Annotated in this window: 23 protein-coding genes and 1 pseudogene; 19 read left to right on the forward strand and 5 right to left on the reverse strand. The window is 64.6% G+C overall.

All coding sequences use genetic code 11. The features are described from left to right. From AC58X1_RS11300 to AC58X1_RS11385, 18 genes are read left to right on the forward strand one after another with little or no spacing between them, the layout of a single operon-like run. Positions 1–255, forward strand: coding sequence for an acyl carrier protein (locus AC58X1_RS11300; RefSeq protein ID WP_101315566.1), 255 nt, complete (start codon positions 1–3; stop codon positions 253–255). Next, positions 252–797: a COG4648 family protein gene (locus tag AC58X1_RS11305; protein ID WP_101315564.1), complete on the forward strand. Its 546-nt coding sequence runs from the start codon at positions 252–254 to the stop codon at positions 795–797. Before AC58X1_RS11300 ends, AC58X1_RS11305 begins: the two co-directional genes overlap by 4 nt. After that, positions 794–2,473 carry an ApeI family dehydratase gene (locus tag AC58X1_RS11310; protein WP_497428845.1) on the forward strand — a complete coding sequence of 560 codons (1,680 nt, stop codon included), beginning with the start codon at positions 794–796 and terminating at the stop codon, positions 2,471–2,473. Before AC58X1_RS11305 ends, AC58X1_RS11310 begins: the two co-directional genes overlap by 4 nt. After that, complete coding sequence (locus AC58X1_RS11315; RefSeq protein WP_181088373.1) at positions 2,466–3,200, forward strand: glycosyltransferase family 2 protein; 735 nt, start codon at positions 2,466–2,468, stop codon at positions 3,198–3,200. Before AC58X1_RS11310 ends, AC58X1_RS11315 begins: the two co-directional genes overlap by 8 nt. Beyond that, complete coding sequence (locus tag AC58X1_RS11320) at positions 3,197–4,135, forward strand: lysophospholipid acyltransferase family protein (protein ID WP_312387336.1); 939 nt, start codon at positions 3,197–3,199, stop codon at positions 4,133–4,135. Before AC58X1_RS11315 ends, AC58X1_RS11320 begins: the two co-directional genes overlap by 4 nt. Beyond that, entirely contained in the window at positions 4,122–5,660 is a 1,539-nt protein-coding gene (locus tag AC58X1_RS11325) for an HAL/PAL/TAL family ammonia-lyase (protein ID WP_259074609.1), read from the forward strand. The genes AC58X1_RS11320 and AC58X1_RS11325 overlap by 14 nt, the downstream gene beginning before the upstream one ends. Continuing rightward, a complete protein-coding gene (locus AC58X1_RS11330; RefSeq protein WP_497428846.1) occupies positions 5,653–6,078 on the forward strand; it encodes an acyl-CoA thioesterase in 426 nt (141 codons plus the stop codon). Before AC58X1_RS11325 ends, AC58X1_RS11330 begins: the two co-directional genes overlap by 8 nt. Then, on the forward strand, positions 6,075–6,674 hold the full coding sequence (locus AC58X1_RS11335; RefSeq protein ID WP_150570359.1) for an outer membrane lipoprotein carrier protein LolA: 600 nt from the start codon (positions 6,075–6,077) through the stop codon (positions 6,672–6,674). Before AC58X1_RS11330 ends, AC58X1_RS11335 begins: the two co-directional genes overlap by 4 nt. Beyond that, positions 6,664–8,985 (forward strand): MMPL family transporter, encoded by a 2,322-nt coding sequence (locus AC58X1_RS11340; RefSeq protein ID WP_497428847.1) that lies wholly within the window; start codon positions 6,664–6,666, stop codon positions 8,983–8,985. The genes AC58X1_RS11335 and AC58X1_RS11340 overlap by 11 nt, the downstream gene beginning before the upstream one ends. Then, positions 8,982–10,139 (forward strand): sodium:proton antiporter, encoded by a 1,158-nt coding sequence (locus tag AC58X1_RS11345; RefSeq protein WP_497428848.1) that lies wholly within the window; start codon positions 8,982–8,984, stop codon positions 10,137–10,139. The genes AC58X1_RS11340 and AC58X1_RS11345 overlap by 4 nt, the downstream gene beginning before the upstream one ends. Beyond that, positions 10,126–11,373 carry an NAD(P)/FAD-dependent oxidoreductase gene (locus AC58X1_RS11350; protein WP_101315547.1) on the forward strand — a complete coding sequence of 416 codons (1,248 nt, stop codon included), beginning with the start codon at positions 10,126–10,128 and terminating at the stop codon, positions 11,371–11,373. The genes AC58X1_RS11345 and AC58X1_RS11350 overlap by 14 nt, the downstream gene beginning before the upstream one ends. Next, the gene (locus AC58X1_RS11355; RefSeq protein WP_497428849.1) at positions 11,370–12,101 is read left to right on the forward strand and encodes a class I SAM-dependent methyltransferase; all 732 of its coding nucleotides are present in this window, start codon (positions 11,370–11,372) and stop codon (positions 12,099–12,101) included. Before AC58X1_RS11350 ends, AC58X1_RS11355 begins: the two co-directional genes overlap by 4 nt. Next, entirely contained in the window at positions 12,098–12,583 is a 486-nt protein-coding gene (locus tag AC58X1_RS11360; RefSeq protein ID WP_497428850.1) for a hypothetical protein, read from the forward strand. The genes AC58X1_RS11355 and AC58X1_RS11360 overlap by 4 nt, the downstream gene beginning before the upstream one ends. Continuing rightward, positions 12,580–13,773: a beta-ketoacyl-[acyl-carrier-protein] synthase family protein gene (locus AC58X1_RS11365; protein ID WP_497428851.1), complete on the forward strand. Its 1,194-nt coding sequence runs from the start codon at positions 12,580–12,582 to the stop codon at positions 13,771–13,773. The genes AC58X1_RS11360 and AC58X1_RS11365 overlap by 4 nt, the downstream gene beginning before the upstream one ends. Then, the gene (locus AC58X1_RS11370) at positions 13,770–14,240 is read left to right on the forward strand and encodes a hotdog family protein (RefSeq protein WP_497428852.1); all 471 of its coding nucleotides are present in this window, start codon (positions 13,770–13,772) and stop codon (positions 14,238–14,240) included. Before AC58X1_RS11365 ends, AC58X1_RS11370 begins: the two co-directional genes overlap by 4 nt. Further along, positions 14,233–14,961, forward strand: coding sequence for a 3-oxoacyl-ACP reductase FabG (fabG, locus tag AC58X1_RS11375; RefSeq protein ID WP_497428853.1), 729 nt, complete (start codon positions 14,233–14,235; stop codon positions 14,959–14,961). Before AC58X1_RS11370 ends, fabG begins: the two co-directional genes overlap by 8 nt. Beyond that, a complete protein-coding gene (locus AC58X1_RS11380; protein WP_497428854.1) occupies positions 14,961–16,187 on the forward strand; it encodes a beta-ketoacyl-ACP synthase in 1,227 nt (408 codons plus the stop codon). The genes fabG and AC58X1_RS11380 overlap by 1 nt, the downstream gene beginning before the upstream one ends. A gap of 26 nt (positions 16,188–16,213) precedes the next feature. After that, positions 16,214–16,660 carry an excinuclease gene (locus tag AC58X1_RS11385; RefSeq protein ID WP_497428855.1) on the forward strand — a complete coding sequence of 149 codons (447 nt, stop codon included), beginning with the start codon at positions 16,214–16,216 and terminating at the stop codon, positions 16,658–16,660. 10 nt (positions 16,661–16,670) lie between these two features. On the opposite strand, the gene AC58X1_RS11390 is transcribed toward AC58X1_RS11385, so the two are convergent. Further along, on the reverse strand, positions 16,671–17,558 hold the full coding sequence (locus AC58X1_RS11390) for a LysR family transcriptional regulator (protein ID WP_101315531.1): 888 nt from the start codon (positions 17,556–17,558) through the stop codon (positions 16,671–16,673). 74 nt (positions 17,559–17,632) lie between these two features. On the opposite strand from AC58X1_RS11390, the pseudogene AC58X1_RS11395 reads away from it, so the two are divergent. Beyond that, positions 17,633–18,921, forward strand: a pseudogene (locus AC58X1_RS11395) (MFS transporter). Positions 18,922–18,958: 37 nt separating this feature from the next. Here AC58X1_RS11395 and AC58X1_RS11400 read toward each other — a convergent pair. The 4 genes from AC58X1_RS11400 to gltB all read right to left on the reverse strand — a co-directional run bounded on the left by AC58X1_RS11400 (position 18,959) and on the right by gltB (position 26,823). Continuing rightward, positions 18,959–19,306 carry a YgiW/YdeI family stress tolerance OB fold protein gene (locus AC58X1_RS11400; RefSeq protein WP_101315527.1) on the reverse strand — a complete coding sequence of 116 codons (348 nt, stop codon included), beginning with the start codon at positions 19,304–19,306 and terminating at the stop codon, positions 18,959–18,961. 310 nt (positions 19,307–19,616) lie between these two features. Then, entirely contained in the window at positions 19,617–20,681 is a 1,065-nt protein-coding gene (gene hemE / locus AC58X1_RS11405; RefSeq protein WP_101315525.1) for a uroporphyrinogen decarboxylase, read from the reverse strand. A 154-nt stretch (positions 20,682–20,835) separates the two neighbouring features. Then, entirely contained in the window at positions 20,836–22,254 is a 1,419-nt protein-coding gene (locus AC58X1_RS11410; protein WP_101315523.1) for an FAD-dependent oxidoreductase, read from the reverse strand. Between the two features lie 123 nt (positions 22,255–22,377). After that, positions 22,378–26,823: a glutamate synthase large subunit gene (gltB, locus tag AC58X1_RS11415; protein ID WP_497428856.1), complete on the reverse strand. Its 4,446-nt coding sequence runs from the start codon at positions 26,821–26,823 to the stop codon at positions 22,378–22,380. Positions 26,824–26,918: the final 95 nt, after the last annotated feature.

A 26,918-nucleotide genomic window follows, 5' to 3' on the forward strand; every position in this document is an offset into this window, starting at 1 on the left:
ATGCAAACCCGCGAAGACATCTTCAATATTTTGCGCGATGCGCTGGTCGAGCTGTTCGAGCTGGAGCCAGAGCGCGTAACCCTGGACGCCAACCTGTATCAGGACCTGGAAATCGACAGCATCGATGCGATCGACCTGATCGACCACATCAAGCGCCAGACCGGCAAGAAAATCGCCGCCGAAGAGTTCAAGGCCGTGCGCACCGTCAATGATGTGGTCGAAGCGGTGTTCCGCCTGGTCAACCCGGCCGCATGAAACGCCTGATCGGCCTCGGTCTGGTCGTGGCTGGGGTGCTGTACCCGTTTGCCGTGCATTTCGGCCTGGCGCACTTTGCCCCGTGGCAGTTCGCCCTGCTGCTGGGTGGCCTGTGGCTGGCCCGCGCCTTGAGCGCGCCGCGTCGCCCCGCCAGCCTGTGCATGGCCGCGCTGGCGTTGGCCTTCTGCGCCCTGCTCGGGCTGAGCGACAGTGCCCAACTGCTGCGCTGGTACCCGGTGCTGATCAGCACCTTCATGCTCGGCCTGTTCGGCTCCAGCCTGCTCCACGGCATGCCCATGGCCGAGCGCCTGGCACGCCTGCAAGAGCCTGATTTGCCAGCGCGCGCGGTGCAGTACACCCGCCGGGTGACGCAGGTGTGGTGCCTGTTCTTTCTGCTTAACGGGCTGATCGCAGCGGGCCTGACCCTGTGGGCGCCACTGAGCTGGTGGACCCTGTACAACGGCCTGATCGCCTATATCGCGATGGGCCTGCTGTTCGCTGGCGAATGGCTGACAAGACAACGTGTGCGAGGACGCCCATGAACTGGATCAATCTTCACCACCTGCTGCGCCCGCTGGATGCGCCGCGCCAGGTGACCCAGGCGCCGGCGCTGGACCACGCCGAGCTGTGCACCCAGGCCTTGCGCCTCGCCGGTGGCCTGCAGCAGCGCGGCGTGCAGCGCCTGGCGGTGCACCTGGAAGACGCCGCCGAGCTGGCGATCGCCCTGCTCGGCGCCTGGCGCGCTGGCGTCACCGTGTTGCTGCCAGCCGATCTGCAAGCCGCCACGCGGGCGCGCTGGAGCGAGCAGGTCGACCTGTGGCTCAGCGACCAGGCCGGCGATCATTCATTGCTCAGCCTGCTCGGTGAGCCACTGCCGGCAGCCGACCTCGACCCGCACACCTGCTCGATCAGCCTGTGCACCTCCGGCTCCAGCGGCGAGCCCAAGCGCATCGACAAGCAGCTGAGCCAACTGGCCAATGAAGTCAGCGCGCTGCAGGCACTGTGGGGCGCCAGCCTGGGCGATGCCTGGATCATTGGCAGCGTCGCCACCCAGCACATCTATGGCCTGCTGTTCCGCGTGCTCTGGCCACTGTGCGCGGGGCGCGGCTTCGAGCGCCGCCAACTGCCGTTCCCCGAAGACCTGCAACGGGCCAGCCGTGAACATGCAGACTTCGCCTGGGTGGCCAGCCCGGCCCTGCTCAAACGCATGGGTGACAACCTCGACTGGCCAGCGCTGGGCCACGTGCGCCGGGTGTTCACCTCCGGCGGCGCCCTGCCCGCCGAAGCCGGCCAGCGCCTGCAGCAGTTGCTCGGCCAATGGCCGACCGAGATCTTCGGCAGCTCTGAAACCGGCGGTATCGCCTGGCGTCAGGGCGACACCCTGTGGCAGCCCTTTGCCGAGGTGCAACTGAGCCAGGACGCGCACGGCGCCCTGCGCATTGCCTCACCCTACCTGCCCGTCGGGCATGTCGAGCAAACGGCCGATGCGGTCCAGTTCAGCGCCGACGGGCGCCTGCGCCTGCTCGGCCGACTCGACCGGATCGTCAAGCTGGAAGAAAAACGTGTGTCGCTGCCCCTGCTCGAACAAGCGCTGTGCAGCCATGCCTGGGTCAGCGAAGCGCGGCTGGGCATGCTCGAACAGGGCCGCGCCTACCTCGGCACCCTGCTGGTGTTGTCGGCTAGCGGCCTGCACGCCCTGCGCAATCAGGGCCGACGCGCGTTGATCGAAGGCCTGCGACGGTACCTGGCCGATCACTGCGAAGCGGTCGCTCTGCCGCGGCGCTGGCGACTGCTGCGCCAGCTGCCGTTGACCAGCCAGGGCAAGCTGCCCGAGGCCCAGGTGCAGGCGCTGCTGCAAGCCCCGCGCAGCATGCAGCCAGAGCTGCTCGAACAGCGCCAGGAGCAGGACCAGCACCTGCTCACACTGCACGTGCCGCTGGACCTGGCCTGCTTCAGCGGGCACTTCCCGAAAACGCCGGTGCTGCCCGGTGTGGTGCAGGTCGACTGGGCGATTGCCCTGGCCAGTGAGCTACTGCCGGGCCAGCGCCGCTTTGCCGGCATGGAAGTGCTCAAATTCCAGCAACTGGTGCGCCCCGGCGACGAAGTGCTGCTGAGCCTGCGCTGGGACAGCGAGCGCGGCAAACTCTACTTCGCCTACACCTGCGCCGGGCAGGCCTGCTCCAGCGGCCGCATTCTGATGGAGACGGTCGATGCATAAGCCTTGCGCAGTGATCCCGGTATACAACCACGAGCACGCGCTGCCAGCAGTAGTCAGCGACCTGCAGCGCGCCGGGCTGCCCTGCGTGCTGGTTGACGACGCCAGCAGCCCCGCATGCGCCTCAGTGCTGGCACAGCTGGCCACTCAAACGGACATCTATCTGGTCAGCCTGAGCGTCAACCAGGGCAAGGGCGGCGCGGTGATGGCCGGCCTGCGCGAAGCGGCGCGGCTGGGTTTCACTCATGCGCTGCAAGTAGACGCCGACGGCCAGCATGACCTGGGCGACATCGGCCGTTTTCTTGAGCTTTCGCAGAATGATCCACAGGCACTGGTGTGTGGTTATCCGCAATACGACGCAAGCGTGCCCAAGGGCCGTCTGTATGCGCGCTACCTGACCCATGTATGGGTGTGGATCAACAGCCTGTCGCTGCAGATTCCCGATTCCATGTGCGGTTTTCGCGTCTACCCGCTGCCTGCCACGCTGGCCCTGATCAACAGCGTCAAGCTTGGCCGGCGAATGGATTTCGATCCGGAGATCCTGGTGCGCCTGGCCTGGCGCAACCAGCCGATGCGCTGGCTGCCAACCCGCGTGCACTACCCGCAGGACGGCCTGTCGCACTTTCGCCTGGTGCACGACAACGCGCTGATCTCGACAATGCACGCCAAGCTGTTCTTCGGCATGCTGCTGCGCGCACCGCTGATCGTCTGGCGCAGGTGGCGCGCATGACTACTCCTTCGCGGCACTGGGCACAGCATCAGGAGCGCGGCAGTTTCTGGCTGATGAAGCTGACCGCAACGCTGGTACGGCTGCTTGGCCGGCGCGTGCTGAGCCCGCTGATCCACGTCATCGTCGGCTACTTCTTCCTGTTCGGCCGCCGCGCCCGGCGCAGTGCCTGGCAATACCAGCAACGGCTCAGCGCATGCAACGGCGGACAGACACCGGCGCCGAGCCAGTGGCAGGTGTTCCGCCAGTTCATGGCGTTCGCCGACGCCCTGCTGGACAAGCTCGACGTATGGAATGGCCGCCTGCGCCTGGAAGACATCGAAATCGACGACCCAGCGCAACTGCGCACGCAATTACGCGGCGAACGCGGGCAGATGCTGGTGGGCGCCCACTTGGGCAACCTTGAAGTGTGCCGGGCGCTGGCCGAACTGGGCGAGCAGGTGACCATGAACGTGCTGGTGCACACCCGCCACGCCGAGCGCTTCAACCGCCTGCTGGGCGAGGCCGGCGCGACCAATCTGCGCCTGATTCAGGTCAGCGAATTGGACCCGGCAGTGATGCTGCAGTTGTCCGAACGGCTCGAGCGCGGCGAATGGCTGGCGATTGCCGGGGATCGGGTACCGCTGCATGGCGCGCGCACCGTCGAGGTGGATTTCCTCGGCCACCGCGCCGCATTCCCGCAGGGGCCGTGGCTGCTGGCGGGGATCCTTGGCTGCCCGCTCAACCTGCTGTTCTGCCTCAAGCTGCAAGGCCGCTACCGAGTCACCCTCGAACCCTTTGCCGAGCGCGTGCAATGGCGCCGCGGCCAGCGCGACCAAGTGATTGCCGAATGGACCACGCGCTATGCGCAACGGCTGGCGCACTACTGCAGCCAAGCGCCGCTGCAGTGGTTCAACTTCTACCCTTTCTGGAAGACCGACGACGATGCATCCGCATGAGCCTGTAACTTTCGGTGAGTCGCACCTGGCCATCGAAGCTGTTGTAGCCCTGGCCGAACGCCGGGCCAGCGCCCACTTGCAGGACGACGCCGCCTACCGCGAACGCATCGCTCGTGGCGCGCGCTTTCTCGACACCCTGCTGAGCAAGGAAGGGGTGATCTACGGCGTCACTACCGGTTACGGCGATTCCTGCGTGGTGGCCGTGCCGCTGGAGCATGTCGAGGCGCTGCCGCAGCACCTGTACACCTTCCATGGCTGCGGCCTGGGCCGCCTGCTCGAAGCACCGGCGGTGCGCGCCGTGCTGGCGGCCCGCCTGCGCTCGCTGAGCCACGGCGTGTCGGGGGTGCGCCTGGAGTTGCTGGAGCGCCTGCGCGCGTTCCTCGAGCACGACATCCTGCCGTTGATCCCGGAAGAAGGTTCGGTCGGCGCCAGCGGCGACCTGACGCCGCTGTCGTACGTCGCCGCGACCCTGTCCGGCGAGCGCGAGGTCAGCTACCAGGGCCAGCGCCGCAGTAGTGCCGACGTGCACCGCGAGCTGGGCTGGCAGCCCTTGGTGCTGCGCCCCAAAGAGGCACTGGCATTGATGAACGGCACCGCGGTGATGACCGGCCTGGCTTGCCTGGCCTTCTCCCGCGCCGACTACCTGCTGCAACTGGCCACGCGCATCACCGCCCTCAACGTGATCGCCCTGCAGGGCAACCCGGAGCACTTCGACGAGCGCCTGTTCGCCGCCAAGCCGCATCCCGGCCAGACGCAAGTCGCCGCCTGGTTGCGCCAGGACCTGGCCATCGACGCCCCGCTGCCACCGCTGCACCGCCTGCAGGACCGTTACTCGCTGCGCTGCGCGCCGCATGTACTGGGCGTGCTGGCCGATAGCCTGGGCTGGCTGCGCGGTTTTATCGAAACCGAGCTGAACAGCGCCAACGACAACCCGATCATCGACGGCGACGCCGAGCGCGTACTGCATGGCGGGCACTTCTATGGCGGCCATATCGCCTTTGCCATGGACAGCCTGAAAACCCTGGTGGCGAACGTTGCCGACCTGCTCGACCGCCAGCTCGCGCTGCTGGTCGACACCCGCTACAACCACGGCCTGCCAAGCAACCTGTCGGGCGCCCCGGCCGAGCGGGCGATGATCAACCATGGCTTCAAGGCCGTGCAGATCGGCGCCAGCGCCTGGACCGCCGAAGCGCTCAAGCTGACCATGCCGGCCAGCGTGTTCTCGCGCTCCACCGAATGCCACAACCAGGACAAGGTGAGCATGGGCACCATCGCTGCGCGCGATGCCCTGCGCGTGCTGGAGCTGACCGAGCAGGTTGCTGCTGCGACCCTGCTGGCGGCGAACCAGGGCGTGTGGCTGCGTGCCCGCCAGGCAGAAAGCCATGCATTGCCGCCAGCACTGGCGCAGATGCACGAAGCCCTGCTCGTCGAGTTCGTCCCGGTGATCGAAGACCGCGCGCTGGAAGCCGACCTGCGCCACTGCCTGCTGCGCATCGGCCAACGTCACTGGAGGCTGCATGCGTAGTGCAGGAGTGATCCACGTCGACACTGAAGTGCAGGTGCCGTTTTTCGACGTAGACAGCATGCATGTGGTCTGGCACGGCCATTATGTCAAATACCTGGAAGTGGCCCGCTGCGCGCTGCTCGACCAGCTCGGCCACAACTACGTGCAGATGCAGGCGAGCGGTTATGCCTGGCCGGTGATCGACCTGCAGCTGCGTTATATCCGCGGCGCCACCTTCGGCCAGCGCTTGACCGTGCGCGCGAGCCTGGTCGAGTGGGAAAACCGCTTGAAGATTCATTACCTGATCAGCGACGCCGAAACCGGCGAGCGGATGACCCGCGCGAGCACGGTGCAGGTCGCGGTGCACATCGACAGCGGCGAAATGCAGCTGGCCTCGCCGCAGGTCATGCTCGACGCCGTGCAGAGGGTTTTGCCATGAAGCGCCTGTGCACACTGCTCACCCTTGCCCTGAGCCTGCTCAGCCCGCTGGCGCAAGCATTCAGCCTTGATGACCTGCAGCGCCAGCTCAGCGCGCCGGCCGTGGTCAAAGGCCCGTTCATTCAGGAAAAGCACCTGCGCGCTCTACCCCAGCCGTTGCTGAGCAAGGGCCAGTTCGTGCTGGCCCGCGAGCATGGTTTGTTGTGGCTGTTGCAGACGCCGCTGCGCCAGGACTACCGGATCGACGCCAACGGCATTGCCCGGCGTGATCCGAGCGGCTGGCAGCGCCTGCCCAGCGCCAGTGCCGGCGCCGAGCAGAACCGGCTGTTCTTTGCCGTGCTGCAAGGCGACAGTGCCGGTCTCAAGCGCGACTTCGAACTGAGCCTGAGCGGTGACGCCACGCACTGGCAGCTGCAACTGACCCCGCGTTCGCTGCTGCTCAAACAGATCTTCACCCGCATCGACATCAGCGGCGGGCAGTTCGTCGAACAGATTCAGCTCAGTGAAACCCAGGGCGACAGCACGCTGCTGCGCATGACCGACAGCCATGGCGCTGCCGCCCTCAGCGACACGGAGCGCAGCGATTTTGTCGATTGAACGCTGGTTGCCGCGCGGCTTTCTCGCCCTGCTGCTGGTGATGCTGGCCATCGCCGGCTGGCAATGGCAGCGCGGCGCGCCGTTGTCGGCCGACCTGATGACGCTGGTGCCGGGCGCCACCGAAGACGCCCTGGTCAAGCGCGCCGAACTGCGCGTGCAAGAGCCATTGAACCGCGAGGTACTGGTGCTGGTTGGCCACGCCGAACGCCAGCAAGCGCTGGCCCTTGCCGAACAACTGGCCGGCCAATGGCAGGCCAGCGGACTGTTCGAGCGCGTGCAGTGGAGCCTGCAGACAGACCTCGGCGCGGTCCGCGAGCAGTTGCTCGCCGGCCGCGTGGCGATGCTCTCGGCAGCTGACCGCGCGCAGCTGCGCGAACGGCCTGCGGCATTCATCGAGCAGCGCGTGCAGAGCCTGTTCGACCCGTTTTCCGGGTTCAGCCTGGTGCCTGCCCAGGACGACTGGCTGGGCTTGACCGGGCGTATTCAGAACAGCCAGCCGAAACCCGTCAATATCGAACTGGACACGGCCAGTGGCGCCTTGATCGCGCAGGCCGATGGCCGCCAGTGGGTGCTGCTGCGGGCGCGCACCCTGGGCACTGCCTTCGATATGAAGCTACCGCTGCAGGTGGCCGAGCTGCTGGCTGATGCCCGCCGCCAGGCCGAACCGCATGGCGCCCAGTTGCTGGCCGCCAGTGGCCTGCTGTACGCGGCCGCCGGCCAGCAGCAGGCCAGCCGCGAAATCACCTGGGTCGGCGGTGGCGCGACGTTGAGCATTCTGTTGTTGCTGCTGCTGGCGTTTCGTCGCTGGCGGGCCCTGCTGGCGTTCGTGCCGGTGCTGACCGGCATGCTGTTCGGCTCGGTGGTGTGCGTGGCGCTGTTCGGCCACATGCACGTGATGACTCTGGTACTCGGTTCGAGCCTGATCGGCGTAGCGGTGGATTACCCGCTGCATTACTTGTCGAAGAGCTGGAGCCTCAAGCCATGGCGCAGTTGGCCGGCGGTACGCCTGACCCTGCCAGGGCTGAGCCTGAGCCTGGCGACCAGCTGCATCGGTTATCTGGCGCTGGCGTTCACGCCGTTTCCGGCCCTGACCCAGATTGCCGCGTTCTCGGCCGCCGGCTTGATCGGCGCCTACCTGTGCGCGGTGTGCCTGCTGCCGGCATTGCTGGGCCAGGTCGAGCTGAAGCCGGCGCAGTGGCCGCTACGCATCGCGCAAGCCCTCACCGACTGGCGCGAGCGGCTGTTGCGCAGAGTGCCCAGCGCAGTGCTGCTGGTGCTGGTGCTGCTGTTTTGCGGCGCTGGGCTGTGGCAGCTGGACACGCGTAACGACATCCGCCAATGGGTGGCGAGCCCACCGCAACTGCAAGAGCAAGCCCAGGCAGTCGCACGCATCACCGGCTACCAGCCAACCAGTCAGTTCTACCTGGTGCGCGGGGCTGATCAAGAGCAACTGTTCCAGCGCCTGCAGGCGCTGTCGGCCAAGCTCGACGAGCTGCATGACCTAGGCAAGCTCAAGGGTTATCTGAGCCTCTCGCAGATCGTCGCCAGCCCTGAGCAGCAGGCACAAACCCGGCAGGCGCTGGCCCACCTGAGCGACTATTGGCAGCCGCTGGTTGAACTCGGTGTGCCGCAAGCCGGCCTGCAAACCCAGCTGCAACAGCTGCAAACGTTGCCGCCCCTGAGCATCGAGCAGGCCCTCGCCGGTCCGCTTGCTGAAGCCTGGCGACCGCTCTGGCTTGGCCAGGACGCCACCGGCGTCGCCGCCATCGTCAGTCTGCAAGGCCTGAGCGATGCCAGCCTGCTGCGCTTGCAGACCGACGGCCTGGATGGCGTGCAACTGGTCGACCGGCTCGGCGAACTCAATCAACTGTTCGCCGCCACCCAGATCAGCGCCGCCGAGCTCAAGCTGCTGTCCTGCGCACTGATCCTGGTGCTGCTGGCAGTCCCGTTCGGCCTGCGCGGTTCGCTGCGCATTGTCGCCCTGCCGCTGCTGGCAGCGTTATGCAGCCTGGCCAGCCTCGGTTGGCTGGGGCAGCCGCTGACACTGTTCAGCCTGTTTGGCCTGCTGCTGGTCACGGCCATCAGCGTCGACTACGCCATCCTCATGCACGAGCGTATCGGCGGGGCTGCGGTGAGCCTGCTCGGCACCTTGCTGGCGGCTCTGACCACCTGGCTGTCGTTCGGCCTGCTGGCGCTGTCGCAGACGCCTGCGGTGAGCAACTTCGGCATGGCCGTCAGCCTCGGGTTGATCTTCAGTTTCCTGCTGGCGCCGTGGGCAGCGGCACGCGAGAAGCCGGCGGTGCAGCCATGAGCATCGTCCTGTTCTGGCTCATGGCCCTGGCCTTGTTTGCCGTGGCCAGCGCATTCGGCAAACGCCTGGGGCTTATCCCTATCGTCAGCCAGCTGCTGTTGGCCGCGCTGGTGCTGCCGCTGCTGATGCTGTTGTGGGTACAACCGCACTGGCAGCTTGACGGCGCCCAGCTGATCGCCCCGAGCTGGCTGAAGACCCTCTACGGCTGCAGCTTTGCCCTGTTGCTGGGACACATTCTTGCTGACGTCGCGCAGCTGCGGCTCGACCCGCAAGCATTGAAGATCGCCCTGCCCAGCTTCGCCGTGCCGTTTGCCTGCGGCCTGGCCTGCGCGCTGTGGCTGCTTGAACTGAGCGGGGTCAGCGCCCTGGCCATGGGCCTGGTGTTCGCCATCACCGCAATCCCAGTGCTGTACCTGTACCTGCGCGCCATCGACTACCCGCCAGCCGCCAGCCAGCGCCTGCTGCAGGCCGCGATCGTCATCGACCTGGCCTGCTGGCTATTGCTCGGCATGGGCCAGGGCAGCCTGCAGCCGAGCAGCCTGGCCGTGCCGGCGCTGGCGGCGCTGACGCCGGTAGTGCTGCGAGGGCTGGGCCTGCGCGCGCCCCGTCTATACGGCCTGGTGTTCCTGCTACTGCTGTTTGCCGCCGAGCACTACCGGCTCAACGCGCTGATCTTCGGCGTTGGCTATCTGGCCTGCTTGCGCGTGCTTGGCCTGCAGCTACGCCTGCCGCTGCCAGACGCCAGCAACCGCCGCCTGCAACAAGGCCTGGCCGTGCCGCTGATCCTCACCTACGGCGTGGTCCAGATCGACCTGCAGCATGCCTTCGCAGGCTTCGACGCCAGCCAGCTGCTGGCGCTGCTGGTGCTGCCGATCCTGAGCAAGCTGCTCGGTAACTGGCTCGGTTTGAGCTGGGCGACCGCCTCGTTCGCCGGCGCCAGCAAGTGGCGCGAGAGCCTGCTGCTGAACATCCGCGGTCTCAGCGAAATCGTTTTTCTCAATCTGTTGCTGACCCAGCAGCTGATCAGCCCGGCGTTGTACTTCGCGCTGATGCTGATGAGCCTGATCGCCACCCTCATGCCTGCCTTCGCCGGCCTGCATCGCATCCCGCAGACATCCCTCACACCGCCAAGGAGGCCACATGCCGAACTGTGAACTGCAACACCACCAGGTCGTGGTCATCGGCGCTGGCCCCTCGGGCGCCATCGCTGCCGCGTTGCTCAAGCGCCGCGGCCACGATGTGCTGGTCATCGAGCGCCAGCGCTTCCCGCGCTTCTCCATTGGCGAAAGCCTGCTGTCGCACTGCATCGACTTCGTCGAAGAAGCCGGCATGCTCGAAGCGCTCGAAGCGGCGGGTTTCCAGTACAAGGACGGCGCCGCCTTTGCCTGGGGTGATGAGTACAGTGCGTTTGATTTCGGCGAAACCTTCAGCCAGGGCCGGCCGAGCACCTTCCAGGTCCAACGGGCGCGGTTCGACAAGCTGCTGGCCGACCAGGCCGAGGCCCAGGGCGTGGAAATCCGCTACGAGCACGAGATCATCAGCGCCGACATGAGCGCTGCGCAGCCACGCCTGCGCGCACGCCGGCCAGACGCCAGCGAATACGAAGTGCAGGCCGACTTCGTCCTCGATGCCAGCGGCTATGGCCGCGTGTTGCCGCGCCTGCTCGACCTGGAAGCACCGTCGAATTTCCCGGTGCGCCAGGCAGTATTCACCCACATCGAAGACCGCATCGATCTGCCCGGCTTCGACCGCAACAAGATCCTTATCACCACCCACCCTGAACACCGCGACATCTGGTTCTGGACCATCCCGTTCAGCGACGGTCGCGCGTCGCTGGGTGTCGTCGCGGCCGCCGAGCGCTTTGCTGCAGCGCCGACCGATCTGGACGCCTGCCTGCAGCATTTCGTGGCGCAGACGCCAAGCCTGGCCAAGGTCTTGGCCAACGCCGTGTGGGACACCCCGGCGCGGACCATCGGCGGCTACTCGGCCAATGTCAAAACCCTGCATGGCAACGGCTTTGCCCTGCTCGGCAACGCCGCAGAGTTTCTCGACCCGGTATTTTCGTCCGGAGTCACCATTGCCATGCGCTCGGCCAGCATGGCTGCCGCCCTGCTCGACCGCCAGTTGCGCGGCGAAGCGGTCGACTGGCAGCGGGAGTTTGCCGAGCCGCTCAAACGTGGGGTGGATACCTTCCGCGCCTATGTCGAGGGTTGGTATGACGGCAGCTTCCAGGACGTGATCTATCACCCCGGCAGCTCGCCGCAGATTCGCGCCATGATCAGCTCGATTCTGGCTGGCTACGCCTGGGATGAGCGCAACCCGTTCGTGGCTGAACCACGGCGCCGGCTGGCGACGCTGGCGGCGCTTTGCGCGAGGGGCCAGGCATGAGTCAGCCTCCGTTCCTCAGCGCCAGCTATGTCGAAGAAACTCGCTTTGGTTTCTGGTTCCTGCGCAGCCACACCTGGCAGCATCACGTACTACGGGTGGCGATCGACGACCTGCGCCAGTTGTTCGACAGCCCGCTGCCAGCGGCGCCGGTGCTGCTCGATGCCGGCTGCGGCCAGGGCAAATCGTTCAAGCATCTGCAGCGAGTGTTTGCGCCCGGCCGATTGATCGGTATCGATGCCGACCCGCACAGCCTGCAACTAAGCGACGCCGAAGCTGCGCGCCAGGGCCTTACGGTCGAGCTGCTGGGCAGCGACTGCGCCCAGCTGCAACTGGCAGACGCCAGCGTCGATATCGTCTTCTGCCATCAGACTTTCCACCATCTCGTGGAACAGGAGCAGGCCCTCGCCGAGTTCTGGCGGGTGCTTAAGCCTGGTGGTTATCTGCTGTTCGCCGAATCCACCGAAGCCTATATCGACACCTGGGTGATCCGCTGGCTGTTCCGCCACCCAATGCATGTACAGAAGAGTGCCGAGGGTTATCTGCAGATGCTGCGCGAACAGGGCTTTGCCTTCACCGCGCGCAATGTCTCCTACCCGTACCTGTGGTGGAGCCGCGCCAAGGACTTCGGCCTGCTCGAACGGCTGCGCCTGTGCAAGCCGCCCGCGCCAGGCCAGCGCGAAGAAACCCTGGTCAATGTGGTCGCCCGCAAGCCGCTGGTGCAGCCATGAGGGCGCTGCTGCTGGCGACGCTGTACTTGGTGCTGGCCGCCTGCAGCAGCCGCGCGCCGCTGCCCGCGCAGATGCCGCAGTTGCAGTTGCCCCAGCAGTTGCACGTGCAGCGCGAGCAGGCCGGCGAGCGCCAGGACTGGATGCTCGTGGTGCAGGCCGAGAACGGCCAACTGCGCTGGTCGCTACTCGATCTGCTGGGTATCCCCCAGGCACGCCAGTTGTTCGATGGTCAACACTGGCAGGCCGACGGCCTGTTGCCACCCAATCCGCCGGCACGCGAGCTGTTTGCCGCGCTGCTGTTTGCTCTGACCCCCTCCGAGCAACTGGCGCAGCTCTACCCGGATGCCCGCGAAGGAGGCCAGCAGCGCTGGTTGGGCGAGCGTTGGCAGGTCAGCTATCGGCAGCCGGGCGCTTTTGACTTGAAACTGGCCCACGGCCTGCGTTATCTAGTCGACCCCCTACCCAGCGAGCGCCTGCCATGACCGCCTACCTGAATGCGCTGGGCCTGACCTGCGCCCTCGGCCGTGGCCAGGCTGAGGTCGCCGCACGCCTGTTTGCCGGTGACTGTTCGGGCATGCAGGCCCAACCTGGGTGGATCCCGGAGCGCTGTCCGACCGTCGGCGCGGTGCAAGCTGAGCTGCCGGCGGTGCCGCTGCCAACGCAGCACAGCCGCAACAATCAATTGCTCTACAGCGCCGCTATGCAGATCGAGCCGGCAATCCGCCAGGCTATCGCCCGGTTCGGCGCGCAGCGTATCGCGGTGGTGCTCGGCACCAGCACCTCGGGGATTGCCGAGGGCAGCGTAGCCATCGCCCAGCAGCGCCAGAGCGGGCAGTTTCCGCCGGACTATCGCTACGACCAGCAAGCCCTCAGCGCGCCGGCAGAGTTCCTTGCCGACTGGCTGCAACTGAGCGGCCCGGCCTATGTGATTTCCACCGCCTGCACCTCCAGCGGGCGGGCCTTGCTCAGCGCCCGGCGCCTGCTCGAGCTGGGCGTCTGCGATGCGGTGCTGTGCGGCGGCGTCGACAGCCTCTGTGGCCTGACCCTGAACGGCTTCAACTCCCTTGAGGCGATCAGCCAGGCACGCTGCAATCCGTTCTCGCAGAACCGTGACGGGATCAATATCGGCGAAGCGGCTGCGCTGTTCCTGATGACCGCAGAGCGTAATACCGATGGCCCTTCACTGGCCCTGCTCGGCGCTGGCGCCAGCAGCGATGCCTACCATATTTCAGCGCCTGACCCGAGCGGCGCCGGCGCGCGGCAAACCATGGCCCTGGCCTTGAACAACGCCGGCCTCGCGCCCGAACAGATCGACTACCTGAACCTGCACGGCACCGCCACCGAGCACAACGACGCCATGGAAAGCCTGGCGGTGCACGGCCTGTTCGGCGCGCAGCTGGCCTGCTCGTCGACCAAACCGATGACCGGCCACACCCTGGGCGCCGCCGGCGCGCTGGAAGCCGCCTTCTGCTGGCTGAGCCTGAGTGAGCACAACCCGCACGGCCAGTTGCCACCGCATGTCTGGGACGGCCAGGCCGACCCGCGCCTGCCTGCCCTTAACCTGGTCGACGGCACGCAGCGGATGCATGCGGCGCGGCCACGCCGGATAATGAGCAACTCGTTCGCCTTCGGCGGCAACAATGTCAGCCTGATTGTTGGAGACACCCCATGATTGCCTGGCCTCTGGCCGAACTGCTGCCGCATGCCGGCGACATGATCCTGATCGATCACGTCGACAGCTGCGACGACGAGCAGATCCACACCCGCAGCACAGTGCGCCCTGGCGGCCTGTTCAACCGCGCCGACGGCAGCCTGCCGGCCTGGCTCGGCCTGGAGCTGATGGCGCAAAGCGTTGCCGCCTATGCCGGTTGCCGCGCCCGTCGCGATGGCCGGCCGGTGGAGCTGGGGTTTCTCCTCGGCACGCGCAACTACCAATGTGATGTCGAACACTTCCCTGCCGGCGCCGAGTTGCACATCCACGCCCTGCGCTCGCTGGAAGACGACAACGGCATGGGTGTGTTCGAGTGTCACCTGCGCGGTCCGGGGCTGCATGCCAGCGCCCGCCTGAATGTCTATCGCCCGCCACAGGTCGCTGGTTACCTGACCGAAGCGGCCCCTGAGGAACCTTGCCATGACTGATACCATCCTGGTCACCGGGTCGAGCCGCGGCATCGGCCGAGCGATCGCCCTGCGCCTGGCGCGTGCCGGTTATGACCTGGTGCTGCATTGCCGCAGTGGCCGTGCCGAAGCCGATGGCGTTGCCGGCGAAATCCACGCCATGGGTCAACAGGCCCGGGTGCTGCAGTTCGACGTAGCCGACCGCGAAGCCTGCCGGGCCATCCTCGAACAGGATGTGGAGATCCACGGCGCCTACTATGGCGTGGTCTGCAACGCCGGGCTAACCCGCGATGGCGCCTTCCCGGCGCTGACCGACGCTGACTGGGACCAGGTCCTGCGGACCAACCTGGACGGTTTCTACAACGTTCTGCATCCGCTGAGCATGCCCATGATCCGCCGTCGCAAACCGGGCCGGATCGTCTGCATCACCTCGGTTTCGGGGTTGATCGGCAACCGCGGCCAGGTCAATTACAGTGCCTCCAAGGCCGGCGTGATCGGCGCGGCCAAGGCGCTGGCGATCGAGCTGGGCAAACGTCAGATCACCGTCAACTGCGTAGCCCCAGGGCTGATCGACACCGCCATGCTCGATGAGCACGTGCCGGTCGACGAGCTGATGAAGATGATTCCTGCCGGACGCATGGGCACGCCCGAGGAAGTCGCCGGCGTGGTCAATTTCCTGATGTCGGCGGAAGCCGCCTACATCACCCGCCAGGTGCTGGCGGTCAACGGAGGGTTGTGCTGATGCGTCGCGTAGTCGTCACCGGCATGGCCGGCATCACCTCCCTGGGCAGCGACTGGGCGACCATCGCCGGCCACTTCGCCAACCAGCGCAGCGGTATCCGGCGCATGGCTGAATGGGATCGCTTCAGTGAGTTGAACACGCGTCTTGCTGGCCCGATCGACGATTTCAAGGTGCCCGGCCACTGGACCCGCAAGCAGTTGCGCAGTATGGGCCGGGTATCGCGCCTGGCCGTGGCTGCGGCCGAGCAGGCGCTGGCCGATGCCGGCCTGCTCGATGATCCAATCATCCGCGATGGCCGCATGGGCGTGGCCTGCGGCTCGTCGACCGGCAGCACCGACGAGATCAAGGCATTCGGCAACATGCTGCTCAACTCGGTAGCCGATGGCCTCAACGCCAACTCCTACGTGCGCATGATGCCGCACACCACGGCTGCCAATATCAGCATCTTTTTCGGCCTGACCGGGCGCCTGATCCCCACCTCCAGCGCCTGCACCAGCGGCAGCCAGGGCATTGGTTATGCCTATGAAGCGATCAAGTTCGGGCGCTTGCCGATGATGCTCGCCGGCGGCGCCGAAGAGCTCTGTCCGACCGAGGCGATGGTGTTCGATGCGCTGTACGCCACCAGCCTGAAAAACGACACCCCGCAGCTGAGCCCACGTCCTTACGACAATGGTCGCGACGGCCTGGTGATCGGCGAAGGCGGCGGCATGCTGGTGCTCGAAGAGCTCGAGCATGCCCTGGCCCGCGGTGCGCGCATCCACGCCGAGATCGTCGGCTTTGGTAGCAATGCCGATGGCCAGCACACCACCCGCCCCGAGCAGAGCACGATGCGCCGGGCCATGGAGCTGGCCCTGGAGGACGCTGCTCTGGCGCCAGAGGCCATCGGCTACGTCAACGGCCACGGTACCGCTACCGAACAGGGCGACATTGCCGAAACACTGGCCACCAGCAGCCTGTTTGGCCCGCACATGCCGATCAGTTCGCAGAAGAGTTTTCTCGGCCACACCCTCGGCGCCTGCGGCGCGCTGGAGTCGTGGTTCAGCATCGAGATGATGGACAGCGATCTGTATGCGCACACCCTCAACCTGGATGAAATCGATCCCCGCTGCGGCGAGCTGGACTACCTGCGCGGCGAGTTTCGCAGGATGAGCAACCAGCATGTGATGAACAACAACTTCGCTTTCGGCGGCGTCAACACTTCGTTGATATTCCGCCGCTGGCCCTGAACACACCCCGATCGAGGAACGATCCGATGCGCCTGAAGACCTGGACTGCCACCACCGCCCTGCTGCTCTGCGCCCTGCCCGGCATCAGCCAGGCACGCGATACCGCGCTGTACCTGCCCTTCGACAAGGTCGTCGAGCAAATGCTCGCCGAAAAGAAACTCGACGGTTCGGTGAAGTTCTATTTGGCCGGTGTACAGCCGCGCGGCAAGGTCAGCGTGATCCAGCCCGGCGCGGTCACCAACAAGAAGACCAATGCCTTCAACAAGACCGACCAGGGTGCCTGTGAGTGGGCCTTGCAGTCGGCCCTGCTGACCCTGCAGGACGCTGCGCGCCGGGCCAATGCCAACGCAGTGACCAACATCGCCAGCTACTACAAGAAGAACGAGCGCAAAGATGCCAGCACCTACGAGTGCCACGCCGGCGCCGTGATCGCAGGCGTCGCACTGAAAGGCGACCTGGCTCGCGTCGACTAAACCGCCGCCATCAGGCGTTGCCGATCAGCAGGTCGGCAAACGCCTTGGCCATCACCGAGCTGCCAGCCTGGCGCTGGACCAGCCACACGGCGGTATCCGCCCCTTCATCCAGCACCGTTCGATAGACCACGCCATCGATGCGCATGCGCTGGTACGAGGCTGGCAGCACCGAGACGCCGAGACCTGCCGAAACCAGGCCGATAATCGTCATCGCCTCGCCAACCTCCTGGGCAAAATGCGGGCTGAAGCCTGCCTGGCGGGCCAGCGCCAGCAACTGTGCATGCAAACCACTGCCGTAACTGCGCGGGAAGAACACGAACGGTTCACGGGCCAGATCAGCCATGTGTAACCCTTGTTCACTGGCGGCAACCAATGGGTGCGAAGCATTCAGCACTGCCACCAGCGGCTCACGGAAAAGCTCGGTGACCTGCAGGCCGTCGGGCAACGGCATCGGCCGCATCAGGCCAACTTCGATCGATTCATCGAACACCGCCGCCGCAACATCACGGCTGCTCATCTCCTTCAAACTCAGGTGCACCGCCGGGTAGCGCTGACGGAACGCATGGATCGCCTTGGGGATCTTCGAGGTGAAGGGCGCTGAAGAAGTGAAGCCGATCTTCATCTCGCCGAGCTCACCCAACTGCGCACGGCGGGCGACGTCGGCAGCTTTATCGACCTGTGCCAGCACCTGCCGCGCCTCCTCGAGGAACAAGCGCCCGGCCTCGCTCAGCTCGACCCGACGATTGGTGCGCTCGAACAAACGCGCCCCCAACTCATGCTCCAGCGCCTGAATCTGCTGGCTCAGCGGCGGCTGGGAGATGCCTAGCTGCTGTGCAGCCCGGCCGAAGTGCAGCTCCTCGGCCACGGCAATGAAGTAACGCAGATGACGCAATTCCATAGCTGCTCCGAACGAGTCGTTAAACGTCTTAAACAGGTCGAACAATATATTGGATCTAATCATTAGCCAGCTATATGATTTTTTCCAATCAGCAACATCGGCCAGCGCTTTTGAGGGACCCGTCGTGAAAACTGCTGCAATGCCCCACGTGATCGAAGCCGCCCCGCTGCCGGATATCTGGATTGAAAAAGGCAGCCCGGCGTTCATGAAAACAGTGCTGGCGCTATTCAGCGGCGGCTTTGCCACCTTTGCCCTGCTCTACTGCGTACAGCCGATGATGCCGCTGCTGTCGCAGGAGTTTGCCATCAACGCTGCGCAGAGCAGCCTGGTGCTGTCGGTAGCCACCGCCATGCTTGCCATCGGCCTGCTGATTACCGGGCCGATCTCCGACCGCATCGGCCGCAAGCCGGTGATGGTATTCGCCTTGGTCTGCGCCGCCCTGTCGACCCTGGCCAGCGCGGTGATGCCAAGTTGGGAGCTGGTGCTGGCGACCCGCGCGCTGGTCGGCCTGTCGCTGAGCGGGCTGGCGGCGGTGGCGATGACCTACCTGAGCGAAGAGATCCACCCACAGCACATTGGCCTGGCGATGGGCTTGTACATCGGCGGCAACGCCATTGGCGGCATGTGCGGGCGGCTGATCAGTGGCGTGCTGATCGACTTCGTCAGCTGGCACACAGCGATGCTGTGCATCGGCGGCCTGGCGCTGGTGGCAGCAGTGGTGTTCTGGAAGGTACTGCCCGAGTCGCGCAACTTCCGCCCGCAGACGCTGAACCCTCGCAGCCTGCTCAACGGCTTTGTCATGCACTTTCGCGACGCCGGCCTGCCCTGGCTGTTCCTCGAAGCATTTTTGCTGATGGGTGCATTCGTTACCCTGTTCAACTACATCGGCTACCGCTTGCTGGCCGAGCCTTATCACATGAACCAGGCACTGGTCGGGCTGCTGTCGATTGTCTACCTGTCGGGCATCTACAGCTCCGCCCAGGTCGGCGCCCTGGCCGACCGGCTGGGCCGGCGCAAGGTGTTCTGGGCAAGCATCGTGGTGATGGCCGGCGGCATGTTGATGACCCTGGCCAGCCCGCTGGCGATGATCATCGTCGGCATGCTGGTGTTCACCTTCGGCTTTTTTGGCGCGCACTCGGTGGCCAGCAGCTGGATCGGCCGGCGTGCGCTCAAGGCCAAGGGCCAGGCATCCTCGCTGTATCTGTTCAGTTACTACGCAGGGTCGAGTGTGGCGGGTACCGCGGGCGGGGTGTTCTGGCACATGGCCGGTTGGAACGGCATCGGCCTGTTCATCGGTAGCCTGCTGGCCGTGGCCTTGCTGGTGGCGCTGCACCTGAGCCGGCTAGCACCAAAAACCGCGTGAAGCCAAAGGCTGCACGCGGTCGCTTTGAAGTCATCGATCAGTTGATGATTTCGACCAGGTCGACATCCACTTCACGGCTCATCAGGTTTTTTTCCACTTCACCGGTCAGCTTGACCTTGGTCTTGTCGTTGAAGCCAGCTGCAGGCATGTCTTCATCGTCGATTTCAACCTTGATGGTGCCGGTGTTGTCCTTGAACTCGAACTTGTCGTCGTTATCCAGCTTCTTGGTAACGAAGCCCTGCAGGACCACACGAGTGTCGTCAGCCGCATCGTTGGCAGCGGCCACGGTGGTAACCGGCTGCGCGCCTGGGCCGGTGTAGGTGGTGGCCAGAGCAGCAGTGCTGAACAGTGGGGCAAGGATCAGAGCGAGGTAGCGAGCTTTCATGGTGATCAAGTCCTGTATCGGTTGAGATGGGACCAGATTAACGATGATCGCTGAATTTAAGCTTAACGCATAAAAAACCCGGCACATGGCCTAATGGTGTTCACTTAAGCTCTACGTCGCCTGCATGGGGGCCGCTTTGCGGCCCATCGCGACACAAGGCCGCTCCCACGCCGATCGCGTAAGCCGCTATTTAACGGGCAAGCGCGGGCATTGTGGGAGCGGCCTGGTGTCGCGATGGGCTGCGCAGCAGCCCCGGCATTCTTAGGTAAACAGCGTCAGGCACATGGCCGGGTTTTTATTCAGCGACTGATCACTGATGGTATTGCGCCGACAGGTCATGCACGGCGTTGATGAACGCCCCCGCATGTTCCGGATCAACCTCAGGCGTGATGCCATGGCCAAGGTTGAACACGTGGCCAGTGCCTTTGCCATAGCTGGCCAGGATGCGCCCGACCTCCTGACGAATCGCCGCAGGCTTGGCGTACAGCACGGTCGGGTCCATGTTGCCCTGCAGGGCAACCTTGTCGCCGACACGGCGGCGGGCATCGCCGATCTCGCAGGTCCAGTCCAGACCCAGTGCATCAGCGCCACAATCAGCAATGCTCTCCAGCCACATGCCACCATTCTTGGTAAACACAATGACCGGCACCTTGCGCCCATCATGCTCACGGATCAGCCCGCTGATGATCTTGCGCATGTAAGCCAGTGAGAACTCCTGATACGCCGCCGCCGACAGGTTGCCACCCCAGGTATCGAAGATCTGCACCGCCTGCGCACCAGCCTGAATCTGCCCGTTGAGGTAGCTGGTAACCGACTGAGCCAGCTTGTCCAACAGCAGGTGCATCGCCTGCGGATTGTCATAGAGCATGGCCTTGCTCTTGCGGAAGTCTTTCGACGAGCCGCCTTCGACCATGTAGGTGGCCAACGTCCACGGGCTACCGGAGAAACCGATCAATGGCACGCGCCCATTGAGCTCACGGCGGATGGTGCTGACCGCATCCATCACATAGCCAAGGTCCTTGTGCGGATCAGGGATCGGCAGCGCCTCGATATCGGCGAGGGTGCTGACCACCTTCTTGAAACGCGGGCCTTCGCCGGTCTCGAAGTACAGGCCCTGGCCCATGGCATCAGGGATGGTGAGGATGTCCGAGAACAGGATCGCCGCGTCCAGTGGGTAACGATCGAGCGGCTGCATGGTCACCTCGCAGGCGAACTGCGGGTTCTTGCACAGGCTCATGAAGTCGCCGGCCTGAGCACGGCTGGCGCGGTACTCCGGCAGGTAACGGCCGGCCTGGCGCATCATCCAGACGGGCGTGACGTCTACGGGTTGCTTGAGCAGTGCACGCAGGAAACGGTCGTTCTTCAGGGCAGTCATGTCGGCATCCGGAAAAAAAGTGCGGGCATTTTCTCAGACGCCAGCACAAAAGGCACGGCCAAGGCCATGCGTTTTGTCTATTGGGTGTCTTGGGTCAAACGATTTTGTATACAAGATGGCTGGAATGGGGCTGCTTTGCAGCCCCGGCGATCAGTCAGACCTCGAGATAATCCAGAATCCCCTCAGCCGCAGTACGGCCTTCAAAGATCGCAGTCACCACCAGATCCGAACCCCGCACCATATCCCCGCCAGCAAACACTTTCGGGTTGCTGGTCTGGTGCTTGAAGCGCGCCTGCTCCGGAGCAATCACCCGGCCCTGGCTATCGGTCTGGATGTCGAACTGCTCGAACCACGGCGCCGGGCTTGGGCGGAAACCAAAGGCGATCACCACCGCATCTGCCGGCAGGATCTCTTCGGAACCCGGAATCGGCTCAGGGCTGCGGCGGCCACGGGCGTCTGGCTCGCCGAGACGGGTCTCGACCACCTTGACGCCTTCGACCTTGTCTTCACCGACAATCGCGATGGGCTGGCGGTTGTAGAGGAACTTCACGCCCTCTTCCTTGGCGTTCTTCACCTCTTTGCGCGAGCCCGGCATGTTCGCTTCGTCACGACGGTAGGCGCAGCTGACCGACTTGGCGCCCTGGCGGATCGAAGTCCGGTTGCAGTCCATCGCGGTGTCACCACCGCCGAGCACCACGACCTTCTTGCCAGCCATGTCGACGAAGTCTTCCGGCGACTTTTCAAAGCCCAGGTTGCGGTTGACGTTGGCGATCAGGAAGTCCAGCGCATCGTGCACGCCTGGCAGGTCTTCACCGGGGAAGCCGCCCTTCATGTAGGTGTAGGTGCCCATGCCCATGAACACGGCATCGTACTCGGCCAGCAACTGCTCGAGGGTGATGTCCTTGCCCACTTCGGTGTTCAGGCGGAACTCGATCCCCATGCCGGTGAAGACTTCGCGGCGATTGCTCAGCACGGTCTTTTCCAGCTTGAACTCAGGGATGCCGAAGGTCAGCAGACCGCCGATTTCCGGGTTGCGGTCGAACACCACCGGGGTTACCCCAGCGCGCACCAGCACGTCTGCGCAGCCTAGCCCAGCCGGGCCAGCACCAATGATGGCAACCCGCTTGCCGGTCGGTTTGACCTTGGACATGTCCGGGCGCCAGCCCATGGCGAAGGCGGTGTCGGTGATGTACTTCTCGACAGAGCCGATGGTCACCGCACCAAAACCGTCGTTGAGGGTGCAGGCACCTTCACACAGACGATCCTGCGGGCAGACCCGGCCGCACACTTCCGGCAGGGTGTTGGTCTGGTGCGACAGTTCGGCGGCCGCGAGGATGTTGCCTTCGGATACCAGCTTCAACCAGTTGGGGATGAAGTTGTGTACCGGGCACTTCCACTCGCAATACGGGTTGCCGCAACCCAGGCAGCGGTGCGCCTGATCGACAGACTGCTGCGGCTTGAACGGTTCGTAGATCTCGACGAACTCCTTCTTGCGCTGGCGCAGCAGTTTTTTCTTCGGGTCTTTGCGCCCAACTTCGATGAACTGGAAGTCGTTGTTCAGACGTTCAGCCATTTTCAATACCTCTTCACAGCAGCTGCGAGCCGTTAGCTGCACGCCGCAAGACAATCACGTAAGCCGGGCAACACCCCATGCTGCTTTTGGCCGCAGCTTGGGGCTTGCCACTTGCAGCTGCTTTTACTGCGGGTTGGCACGGGTGCTGGACAACAACTGCTTGAGCGTCGCAGCCTTTGGCTTGACCAGCCAGAAGCGGCGCACATAGTCGTCCAGGTTTTCCGAGAGCTCACGCCCCCACTCGCTGCCAGTCTCCTCGACGTACTCGGCAAGGACCCGCGCCAGATGGCTGCGGTAGGCTTCCATGGCTTCACCACTGATGCGCTGGATTTCCACCAGTTCGTGGTTGAGCTTGTCGAAGAAGCTGTTGTCCATGTCGAGCACGTAGGCGAAGCCGCCAGTCATGCCAGAGCCGAAGTTGTAACCGGTCTTGCCCAATACGCAGACAAAGCCGCCGGTCATGTATTCACAGCAGTGATCGCCGGTACCCTCGACCACCGCATGGGCGCCCGAGTTACGTACCGCGAAGCGCTCACCGGCAGTACCAGCAGCGAACAGCTTGCCGCCGGTGGCGCCATACAGGCAGGTGTTGCCGACGATAGCGCTTTCCTGGGTTTTGAACGGGCTGCCAGCAGGCGGCACGATGGTCACCTTGCCACCGGTCATGCCCTTGCCGACGTAGTCGTTGGCGTCGCCCTGCAGGTGCAGGTTGAGGCCACCGGCGTTCCACACGCCAAAGCTCTGCCCGGCAGTGCCCTTGAAGCGGAAGGTGATCGGCTTGGCGGCCATGCCCTGGTTGCCGTACAGCTTGGCGATTTCACCAGAGATACGCGCACCAATCGAACGGTCGCAGTTGCAGATGTCGAGGTCGAACTCGCCACCGGCCTGATCGCGGATCGCTGGCAAGGCCATCCCGACCATCTTCTCGGCCAGCTCGCCCTTGTCGAACGGCGGGTTCTTGTCGACTTCGCAGAACTGCGGCTTGTCGGCCGGGATGTGCGAGCTGCCCAGCAGCGGGCTGAGGTCCAGATACTGCTGACGCTCGGTGTCGCCCGGCAGCACTTCGAGCAGGTCGGTGCGACCGATCAGCTCGCCGAGGCTGCTAACGCCCAGTTTGGCCAGCCACTCGCGGGTTTCTTCGGCAACGAAGGTGAAGAAGTTGATCACCATGTCGACGGTGCCGATGTAGTGGTCCTTGCGCAGCTTTTCGTTCTGCGTGGCTACACCGGTGGCGCAGTTGTTCAGGTGGCAGATACGCAGGTATTTGCAACCCAGGGCGATCATTGGCGCGGTACCGAAGCCAAAGCTTTCGGCGCCGAGAATGGCCGCCTTGATCACGTCGAGGCCGGTTTTCAGGCCGCCGTCGGTCTGCACTCGGACCTTGCCGCGCAGGTCGTTGCCGCGCAGGGTCTGGTGGGTTTCCGCCAGGCCCAGTTCCCACGGTGCACCGGCGTACTTGATCGAGGTCAGCGGCGAAGCGCCGGTGCCGCCGTCGTAGCCAGAGATGGTGATCAGGTCGGCATAGGCCTTGGCCACGCCGGCCGCGATGGTCCCGACACCGGCTTCTGCTACCAGCTTGACCGAAACCAGCGCTTGCGGATTGACCTGCTTGAGGTCGTAGATCAGCTGCGCGAGGTCTTCGATCGAGTAGATGTCATGGTGCGGCGGTGGCGAGATCAGGGTTACGCCAGGCACTGCATAGCGCAGCTTGGCGATCAGGCCGTTGACCTTGCCGCCAGGCAGCTGGCCGCCCTCGCCCGGTTTGGCGCCCTGCGCGACCTTGATCTGCAGCACTTCGGCATTGACCAGGTATTCCGGGGTGACGCCAAAGCGGCCGGTGGCCACCTGTTTGATTTTCGAGCTCTTGATCGTGCCGTAACGGGCCGGGTCTTCGCCGCCCTCACCGGAGTTGGAGCGCGCGCCCAGGCGGTTCATTGCTTCGGCCAGTGCTTCATGGGCCTCGGGCGACAGCGCGCCGAGCGAGATGCCGGCCGAGTCGAAGCGCTTGAGGATGGCCTCCAGCGGCTCAACCTGGTCGATCGCCAGCGGCTGCTCGGCAACCTTGACCTTGAGCAGGTCACGGATCATCGACACCGGACGCTTGTCGACCAGCGCGGTGTATTCCTTGAACTTGGCGTAGTCGCCCTGCTGCACGGCTGCCTGCAGGGTGTTGACCACATCCGGGTTGTAGGCATGGTATTCGCCACCGTGGACGAACTTGAGCAAGCCACCTTGCTGGATCGGCTTGCGCGCGCTCCAGGCTTCGGCGGCGAGCAGCTTCTGATCGCCTTCGAGGTCGACAAAGCGCGCACCTTTGATGCGGCTCGGTACGCCCTTGAAGCTCAGGCCGACTACTTCGTCGGACAGGCCGATGGCTTCGAACAACTGCGCACCGCGGTACGAAGTGATGGTCGAGATGCCCATCTTCGACAGGATCTTGAGCAGGCCTTTGGAGATGCCTTTGCGGTAGTACTTGAACACTTCATCCAGATCGCCCAGCACTTCACCGGTGCGGATCAGGTCGGCCAGCACTTCGTAGGCCAGGTACGGGTACACCGCCGAGGCGCCGAAGCCGAGCAACACAGCGAAGTGATGCGGGTCACGCGCGGTTGCGGTCTCGACCAGGATGTTGCTGTCGCAACGCAGGCCCTGCTCGGTCAGGCGGTGATGCACCGCGCCAACTGCCAGCGAGGCATGCACCGGCAGCTTGCCCGGGGCGATGAAGCGGTCGCTCAGCACCAGCTGGGTCTTGCCGCTGCGCACTGCTTCTTCAGCCTGATCGGCGATGTTGCGGATGGCCGCTTCCAGGCCCAGGCTTTCTTCGTAGTTGAGGTCGATCAGCTGCCGCTCGAAGCCTTCGCGCTCGAGGTTCATCAGCGAACGCCACTTGGCCGGGGAGATCACTGGCGAGCTGAGGATCACGCGCGAGGCGTGCTCAGGCGATTCCTGGAAGATGTTGCGCTCGGCGCCGAGGCAGATTTCCAGCGACATCACGATCGCTTCGCGCAGCGGGTCGATCGGCGGGTTGGTCACCTGAGCGAACTGCTGGCGGAAGAAGTCGTACGGCGAACGCACGCGCTGCGACAGCACGGCCATCGGCGTGTCATCGCCCATCGAGCCGACCGCTTCCTGGCCCTGTTCGCCGAGCGGACGCAGCACCTGGTCACGCTCTTCGAAGGTGACCTGGAACATCTTCATGAACTGTTTGAGCTGGTCAGCGTCGTAGCTGGCCGCGCCCTGGTCGTCGCTCAGGGTGGCCTGGATGCGCGTGGCATGCTGGCGCAACCAGCGCTTGTACGGATGGCGCGACTTGAGGCGGTTGTCGATGGCGTCGGTATCGAGGATCTGCCCGGTTTCGGTGTCCACGGCAAAGATCTGCCCAGGGCCCACGCGGCCTTTGGCAACCACGTCTTCCGGCTGGTAGCCCCATACGCCGATTTCCGAGGCGATGGTGATGTAGCCATTGCGGGTGGTGACCCAACGCGCCGGGCGCAGGCCGTTGCGGTCGAGCAGGCAGACCGCATGGCGACCTTCGGTCATGACGATACCGGCCGGGCCGTCCCACGGCTCCATGTGCATGGAGTTGTATTCGTAGAACGCACGCAGGTCGGCGTCCATGGTCTCGACGTTCTGCCAGGCTGGCGGTACCAGCATGCGCACGCCGCGGAACAGGTCGATGCCGCCGGTAACCATCAGCTCCAGCATGTTGTCCATGCTCGATGAGTCGGAGCCGACCCGGTTGACCAGTGGGCCGAGCTCTTCGAGGTCGGGGATCAGGTCGTTGGCGAACTTGGTGCGCCGGGCCATGGCCCAGTTGCGGTTGCCGGTGATGGTGTTGATCTCGCCGTTGTGGGCGAGGAAGCGGAACGGCTGCGCCAACGGCCATTTCGGCAAGGTATTGGTCGAGAAGCGCTGGTGGAACACGCAGATCGCGGTCTGCAGGCGCTCGTCACCCAAGTCCGGGAAGAATGCGGCGAGGTCCGCCGGCATCATCAGGCCTTTGTAGATGATGGTCTTGTGCGAGAAGCTGCAGATGTAGTGATCGCTGTCGTGGGCGTTGGCCACGGACGAACGGCGACGGGCACTGAACAGCTTGATCGCGATGTCCTGATCGCTCAGGCCTTCACCACCGATGAACACCTGTTCGATCTGCGGCAGGCGCTCGAGGGCCAGACGACCCAGCACGCTGGTATCGATTGGCACCTTGCGCCAGCCGATCAGCTGCAGGCCGGCCGCGATGATTTCGCGGTCCATGTTGGCCCGCGCAGCTTCGGCTTTGATCGGGTCCTGGTTGAAGAACACCATGCCGACGGCGTACTGCTTGGGCAGTTCGGCAGCAAAGTGCTCTTTGGCCATGGCACGCAGGAACTGATCGGGCTTTTGCATGAGCAAGCCACAACCGTCACCGGTCTTGCCGTCAGCGTTGATGCCGCCGCGGTGGGTCATGCAGGTCAGCGCTTGCATGGCCGTTTGCAGGAGGTGGTGACTTGGCTCGCCCGTCATATGGGCGATCAGGCCAAAGCCACAGTTGTCCTTGAATTCTTCGGGATGGTACAGACCTGTTTTCATAGACACATTCTCACCAGGTTCGCCCCTCGACGGAGGCAAATCTCTTTTTAGTACAACCACTTACCATCCACACCGGTCGAATGCCAGCTTTTTTG

The organism is Pseudomonas sp. PGPR N4 (assembly GCF_059693665.1).